Here is a 1,072-nt window from a genome sequence, read left to right on the forward strand (position 1 = left end):
GCCTAGGTGTACTGACCCGGATCGTTGTTGACGTAGGGGAGACCTCCGTAGTCGAGTTGGAGCTGTCTAGGTTCCCTCGAGTCCACGGAGGTCTCTCGTGTCCCACGCTAATGCCCGGCTGACTCCGGCCGGCAGGTTGATCATGGTCCAGCGCATCCAGTCGGGGCGTGCGGTCGCGCACGTCGCGGCGGAGATTGGGATCTCCCGCACGACCGCGTGGCGGTGGTGGCGCAGGTTCCGGGAGTGCGGCCCGGCGGGCCTGATCGATCGTTCCAGCGTCGCCCGCTCCCACCCTCGCCAGACCAAAGCGTGCGTGGAGGCGAGGGTGCGGATCATGCGGCACCTCACTCGGCGTGGGCCGGTGTTCATCGCTGACAAGCTCGGCTTGCAGGCCTCAACGGTCGGTAGGGTGTTGCGCCGCCACCACGTGCCGTTGCTGCGGGAGCTGGACCCGGTCACGGGGTCCGTGATCCGCGCGACCCGCCGATCCGCGCAGCGTTACGAGCATGATCATCCCGGGTCCCTGATCCACGTTGATGTGAAGAAACTCGGCCGTATCCCCGACGGCGGCGGATGGCGTCTGCATGGCCGCGGGCAACGTCCTGCGCGCAAGCGGGGCCTGGGTTACGACTACGTGCACACCGTCATCGACGACCATTCCCGAGTTGCTTACGCGGAGATCCACGACGACGAGAAAGGCATCACCGCCGCGGGTGTGCTCGAGCGGGCGATCGCGTTCTACGCGCGCCTCGGCGTCAAGGTCGAACGCGTCATCAGCGACAACGCGTTCGCTTACCGCCACTCGGCCGCGTTCAAGGCCGTGGTCGACGCGCACGGCATCCGACAGCGGTTCATCAAACCGCACTGCCCCTGGACCAACGGGAAAGTCGAACGCCTCAACCGCACCCTCGCCACCGAGTGGGCCTACGCCCGCCCCTGGAGCTCGAACGACGACCGAAAAGCAGGGTTGACGACCTGGCTCGACCACTACAACCTAGACAGGCACCACCTCGGCATCGGAGGCAAAACCCCCATCGACCGAATCAACAACGGTCGAGGTCAGTACACCTAG

The 1,072-nt window shown here is 66.0% G+C and carries 1 protein-coding gene; it reads left to right on the forward strand.

Annotated elements, in window-relative coordinates; genetic code table 11:
- Positions 1-97 precede the first annotated feature (97 nt).
- Complete coding sequence (locus Q0653_RS14000) at positions 98-1,072, forward strand: IS481 family transposase (RefSeq protein ID WP_298945374.1); 975 nt, start codon at positions 98-100, stop codon at positions 1,070-1,072.

Source organism: uncultured Microbacterium sp., from assembly GCF_947488465.1.
Classification (GTDB): domain Bacteria; phylum Actinomycetota; class Actinomycetes; order Actinomycetales; family Microbacteriaceae; genus Microbacterium.